The sequence below is a fragment of the Nonlabens dokdonensis genome (assembly GCF_002162835.1).
GTDB lineage: Bacteria > Bacteroidota > Bacteroidia > Flavobacteriales > Flavobacteriaceae > Nonlabens > Nonlabens dokdonensis_B.
On record NZ_MAAX01000001.1, the window covers coordinates 1 to 5,888 of the forward strand.

Here is a 5,888-nt window from a genome sequence, read left to right on the forward strand (position 1 = left end):
CAACACATGAGAATGTAATTACTGAAAGCACAGCAATTGCAAAAAGTTTGTGGATATTTTTCATAATATTATTATTAAATAAATTCATCATTGCTTATTAAAATCTTAAATATACGTTTAGGTAATAAGTAGTTCCATTACCAAAGAAGTAGCGTGGCGCAAATACTTCTTGTGGATTGTTTGCATCATCTCTAACAGATCTAAAGTTAGAATTACGAGATTGCTCAAATCCTCCTGTTTTATACTTTTGGTCAAATACATTGTTGATAGTCGCAAAGAACCCAACAAACTTATCGTCTATTCTCCAAGACTTACCACCTATTACATTCCAAAGCATATAATTATCAAACTGCTCTTGCTTCAAAAGATCATCTGCAACTTCCTGATCAAAATCGTTAAACTCTATACCATCATAATCTAATCTAAAGTTAGCACTTCTTCTTAAATTACTTATATCTGCATAGCCGTTAGCAAAATAATTTGCTGTAACTCCTACGTTCCAGTATTCTGGATCTCTGTATTCAAAACCTATTTGTAAAGCAGTCTCTGGTCCACCGGCTACGTGATAATCTTTAATGTTAGTCTTTCCATCGCCAAATGTTAATTGACCGGTAAAGTCATCACTAGTAAGATATAGATCAGGATTATTAGTGAAAACATTTTGACCTATGGCAGCAGCACCTTTAAGTTTAATAGTAGGAGTTACTTGAACTTCTAGACCTAATTCCATACCTACATTACGACGCTCTATGTTAGTAACAACTTCTTGTACAAATGCACTACCATCATCTAGAGGTAGTCCAGTTAAGCCTTCAGTAAAGTAAAAACCTATGTCAGTTCCATCAGTAAACTGTGTGTAGTAACCAGTTAATCTAGCCTTAACTATAGGTGTAGTATAAATGTAACTTAAATCACCACTATATGACTTTTGAGACTCAAGGCCTACTATAGTTTCATTATTCTGTCTAGCATTACTAAATGAGTTTCTAATTGTAGGTGCTTGCGAGATATAAGCTGCATTTACATCAATAAATTGCTGACCAGATATTTTATAAGTAGCACCACCTTTTACACCAAAGTCTGTAAATTCTAATTTTTTACTTTTTCCAAATGATTGAGAACCTGGAAAGTTTCCATTTTCATATTTACCGTCTCTTTGATATTCTGTTCTTGTAACATTTCCTGCTACAAAGAAATCAACTTTTTTAGTTTTAAATTGAGTTTGAGCAAATGCTGCTAATACATCTGCATTTATCTCATAGTTGTATTTGTATCGATCGCCTACACCTACTATTCTGTTAGGTGTTCTCACATTAGATTGAGCTGCATCATCAAGGTTGATGTTATTAGTTTCTTCTGCAAAGAAATCTACGTCTAAAAATCCTGTACCACCTAGTAGGTCGTTGATCATGGCGTAATTCTCGCTATTAAGATTGCGATATCTTATACCACCGTTAAATAGGATATTGTCCGTAAGATCAGCAGTAACGATTGTATTAACCATCAATTGCTTGTCGTCTATACGATCTTCTTGAATAGCATATAATGAGTTACCACCATTTTCTCTTAAACTTCTGTTTGCTTCATATAAGCTGTTCCAGTCTAGTTGTCCATCATTGATAAATTCTTGCTGGGCTAGATAAGCATATTGAAAATCTATAGGGTCTTGACCATTTCTTAAGAAGTAACTAGGAAGATTTTGATAGTAATCAGGATTAGGATTTCTCGCTCCACCTACATAAGAATTTTGACCATCAAGAGTTACAAGTCTAGTACCTCCATTATCAATACGTGTATTTCCTATTTTACCAAATTGATACCCTACATTAGTATTAATTTTTAATTTACTATTTACAGTCCAGTAGTGGTTCAACATAAAAATAGGTTCGTCTATTTCTCTTATTCTACTGTTGCGCACAACATTATCCTGCATACCCCAAAATGGATTATACTTAATACCTTTAAGATCCTCAATTTCTTGAGTGATAGCAGTACGTCTTCCACGTCTATTAGGTGTATATAGTCCTGTAAAATTAATGGAGTGAGAATCGTTTAATTTTTTCTCTACAGAAAGTCCTAAAGAATTGGCATCATATAATGTACCGTCTACATAACCTTCATCTCCAGATCTTCTAGAGGCGTTTACCGCAAATGACCAGCCATTATTCAATAAGCCAGAACGGTGAGAGACCATATAACGACCTTGGTAACTTCTGTTTGCACTCGCAAAAGAAATTTGAGTTCCTGCACGTTGTTGAGAAGCTCTCATGTCTATGCTTTGTACACCGGCATATCCACCAAAGCTATTGTCTGCAGCACTAAGACCCATTGTAAAGTTTTGATTGCGCTGTAAGTCATTAACTCCACCCCAGTTACTCCATTGTGGTCTACCAGAGAATTGCTTATTCATCTCTATTCCATTAATAAGCACCTTTCCATCTTCACTATTTAAACCTCTAGGTCTAAAGAAGGTAGCACTGAAGTCAAATGCAGCCGCACGTAAAAATTGATCTCTGGATGCTTGTAATAGTCCAGAAACATTATTAGCAGCGTTTTCATCATCAGCAAGGTCATTCTCAGTTAAAGAAATCACTCCTTGTGACTGCGTGATGTCTGAATTATCTAACTGCAAATAAATTGGATCCAGATCTACAACGCCTAATGCGTCTATTACAACCGGAATAGTTTTAGTATAATAACCACTTCTGCTTACAGTAATCATTTGATCACCTACAGGAATAGCGCCAGTTACGACAAAGTAACCGTTGGCATCAGTAGTAGCATTAAATTTTAATCCCTTTACACTAATTGTCACACCAGGTATAGGTTCCTCGGTGCTGTCATCGATAACTCTACCTTTAAGAAGTTCTTGTGCCATACCTAAACTGGATACAAGCATAAAAACAACTAATAGAAGTTTGTTAAATTGTTTGTTTATCATTTGTTAATATTAAGATTTCGTTATGAAAAGCGGGCAAAACTACGATTTTCTATTCAGTTGCGTACCTTTGGCGCGCAAATTGTATAAGAGTTTACAATAATATAACTTTTGACACCTTAATAAAAATGATTAAAAAACTATTAATGAGTATGTTGTGTGTTTTCGCTTTCGCGAAAGCGGTAACAGCACAAACCTCTACTAAAGCAAAGCAGTACAAGGTTAAAACAGTCGCTTTCTATAATTTAGAGAATCTTTTTGATATCGAAGATGATACAAGTATAAATGACGAGGCTAGTCCAATTATGGAAATGGCTGAAGGAGTACGTGCTAACGTGTATCAGAAAAAATTGACTTCTATGGCTCGTGTAATACGCAAAATAGGTTCAGAGAAGTCGCAAACAGCTCCGTCTATCTTAGGTGTTTGTGAGATTGAAAACAGAAAGGTTCTTGAAGATCTTGTAAATCACCCTTTGCTTATTGAATATGACTACGGTATTGTGCATTTTAATTCTCCAGACCGACGTGGTATTGATACAGGACTATTATACAAGAAAAGTGATTTCAGAGTTTTAAATAGTGAGAGCAAGGAATTATTAATCTATGATAAGAGTAGTGGTAAGCGCATTTATACTCGCGATCAAACTGTTGTTACAGGTGAATTAGACGGTGATAAAATGACTTTTATAGTTAATCACTGGCCATCAAGACGTGGAGGAGAGCAGAAGAGTCGCTCTAATCGCGTTGCTGCTGCAGCTTTAAATCAAAAGGTAATCGATTCTTTACACAGTATAGATGCTATGTCTAAGGTTGTAATAATGGGAGATTTAAATGATTATCCTTCTAATAAAAGTGTAAAGGTTACTTTAAATGCTCAAGAAGATCGTAAAAAAGTACGTCCTCAAATGATTTATAATCCTTACATGCGTATGGGTAAAGATGGTTTTGGAACTACTGCTTATCGTGATGCTGTAGGTATCTTTGATCAAATTATGTTCACATATCCTTTACTTAGTGAAGCGAGTCAAGATGGGTATGTGTATTATAACGCAAATATTTACAACCCAAGTTTTATGATGAATAAAACTGGACGATACAAGGGTTATCCACTACGTAGCTTTGCAGATGGGACTTTTACAGGTGGTTTTAGTGATCACTTCCCGGTGTACGTGTACTTAGTAAAAGAGATAGAAGATAAAAGTGATAATTAAGATATCACAATCAATTAAAAAAGAGCGCTTATTAAAGCGCTCTTTTTATTTTATACAATAGAGTGAACTGGATTTAGTTTTAAGATTTGCCTACAATGACTGAAGTCTGTAATTTATAAATGAAGCTAAGATTATGGCTTTAAGATAAAGGCGTCTTTATATTCCTCCTTAATTTTTAACAAAGCTCTATCAGCTTCAAGCCTACTTCTAAATGTCCCTACCCATATTTTATGGTAAGGAGATTCCCACTTTAATTCTGATTTCCAAGGCATGTTTAATCGATCGTATTTTTGTTTAGTAGCTATAGCCTTATTACGCTCACCATAAAACAGTTGGATGGTGAATCGATCTTTAAAATCACCTGCTTTATCCATTGCGATTTTAGTGGAGACTAATTCGTCTACTTTTTGTTTTTTTACAGGTCTATTTTCTTGCGCAAAACCTTGTGATACAATTAACAAGAGTGCGATAATGCTGAGTGAATTTTTAAGCTGTTTTATAGTCATAGCGGTTAATGGGGAAGTTTTAACCTGAGTGTGGTAAAACTATTTAGAATTGTTATAAATTATTTTCTATGTGATTGTCAAGGGCAAAAATAAATGATTTATAACCTATTTTTGCAGTCGCATTTACGATTCAGTAAAATACTGTAATTATCGTGCCAAAGTTATTGTAATATTCATTAAACAAGATGATAAATAGGAGATTACATTTTTCCGCAGGGCAATTTTTGCTAGCCTTCTTGTTCGTAACGTTATCATCGATAGCGGTTTACGGTCAAGATGCAACCACCTCAGATGGTGTGCCAGCGGCGCCTGTAGAAGCAAGTAGTAGCGGCGATGCCGCGTTAGGAGAAGCTCTTTTTAAAGCAAATTGTGCATCATGCCACAAGCTTTATAAAAAGGCGGTAGGTCCAGCGTTATTTCAAGTGAGTCAAAAGTACGAGCGTGAATGGTTGTACAAGTGGATCAAAAATTCTGCAAAATTAATAGCCTCTGGAGATCCACAGGCAGTTGCGGTTTATAATGAGTATGGTCAGCAGAACATGAACTCTTTTGAGCAGTTGAGCAATTTAGATATTGATAATATACTTGCTTACACTGATACTGAGAAGCCTGCGCCTGTAGCTGCTGTTGCTGGTGCTGAAGGTGGAGCTGTTGCTGGGTCAGGAGATAATACGATGACTAATAATATAATATTAGGGGCGCTTGCTATAGTGTTACTTTTATTAGTGGTTTTACTTGTTGTTGTTAACAAAACTCTTAAAAGATTTGCTGAGGCAAATGGTATACAAACCGAATTTGAGGTTGAGGAAGAGCGTACTCCGATCTGGAAAGCTTTTGTTCAGAATCAATTCTTAGTTCTTGTCTCTTCTATCTTTTTATTGTTGGCTAGTGCATACTTCGCATACGGAGCTCTTATGAGTGTAGGTGTAGATCAAGGTTATGCTCCTATCCAGCCTATACATTATTCACATAGGATTCATGCTGGAACTAGTCAGATAGACTGTAAGTACTGTCACTCGAGTGCTAGAGAATCTAAGCATTCAGGTATTCCCTCATTAAACGTGTGTATGAACTGTCACAAATCCATAGGTGAAGTTGCTCAGTCTACGTATCAAGAAGGAATGGAAGAATATGGTATAGACTATAATAAGGAAATTCAAAAGTTATACGCAGCTACTGGTTGGGATAGTGATGAGCAAAAATTTGTAGGTGAAGAACAACCGGTAAGATGGG

4 protein-coding genes are annotated in these 5,888 nt (G+C 35.7%); 2 read left to right on the forward strand and 2 right to left on the reverse strand.

Annotation, left to right across the window (positions count from 1 at the left end):
* Positions 1-97 precede the first annotated feature (97 nt).
* Positions 98-2,941, reverse strand: a complete 2,844-nt coding sequence (locus A9Q93_RS00005) for a TonB-dependent receptor (RefSeq protein ID WP_303685314.1) — start codon at positions 2,939-2,941, stop codon at positions 98-100.
* A 125-nt stretch (positions 2,942-3,066) separates the two neighbouring features.
* Here A9Q93_RS00005 and A9Q93_RS00010 point away from each other — a divergent pair, with 125 nt between their 5' ends.
* Positions 3,067-4,149, forward strand: coding sequence for an endonuclease/exonuclease/phosphatase family protein (locus A9Q93_RS00010; RefSeq protein ID WP_303685315.1), 1,083 nt, complete (start codon positions 3,067-3,069; stop codon positions 4,147-4,149).
* Between the two features lie 131 nt (positions 4,150-4,280).
* Here A9Q93_RS00010 and A9Q93_RS00015 read toward each other — a convergent pair whose 3' ends face one another.
* Complete coding sequence (locus A9Q93_RS00015; RefSeq protein WP_303685316.1) at positions 4,281-4,655, reverse strand: translation initiation factor IF-2; 375 nt, start codon at positions 4,653-4,655, stop codon at positions 4,281-4,283.
* Positions 4,656-4,891: 236 nt separating this feature from the next.
* On the opposite strand from A9Q93_RS00015, the gene A9Q93_RS00020 reads away from it, so the two are divergent.
* Positions 4,892-5,888, forward strand: a 997-nt coding sequence (locus tag A9Q93_RS00020; protein WP_303685317.1) for a c-type cytochrome, incomplete at its 3' end; no start/stop codon positions are given.

Excerpts from the sequence above, each read along its gene's own strand:
- A9Q93_RS00015 (WP_303685316.1), bottom strand. The coding sequence starts at position 4,655 with ATGACTATAAAACAGCTTAAAAATTCACTCAGCATTATCGCACTCTTG.
- A9Q93_RS00005 (WP_303685314.1), bottom strand. The coding sequence starts at position 2,941 with ATGATAAACAAACAATTTAACAAACTTCTATTAGTTGTTTTTATGCTT.
- A9Q93_RS00010 (WP_303685315.1), top strand. The coding sequence starts at position 3,067 with ATGATTAAAAAACTATTAATGAGTATGTTGTGTGTTTTCGCTTTCGCG.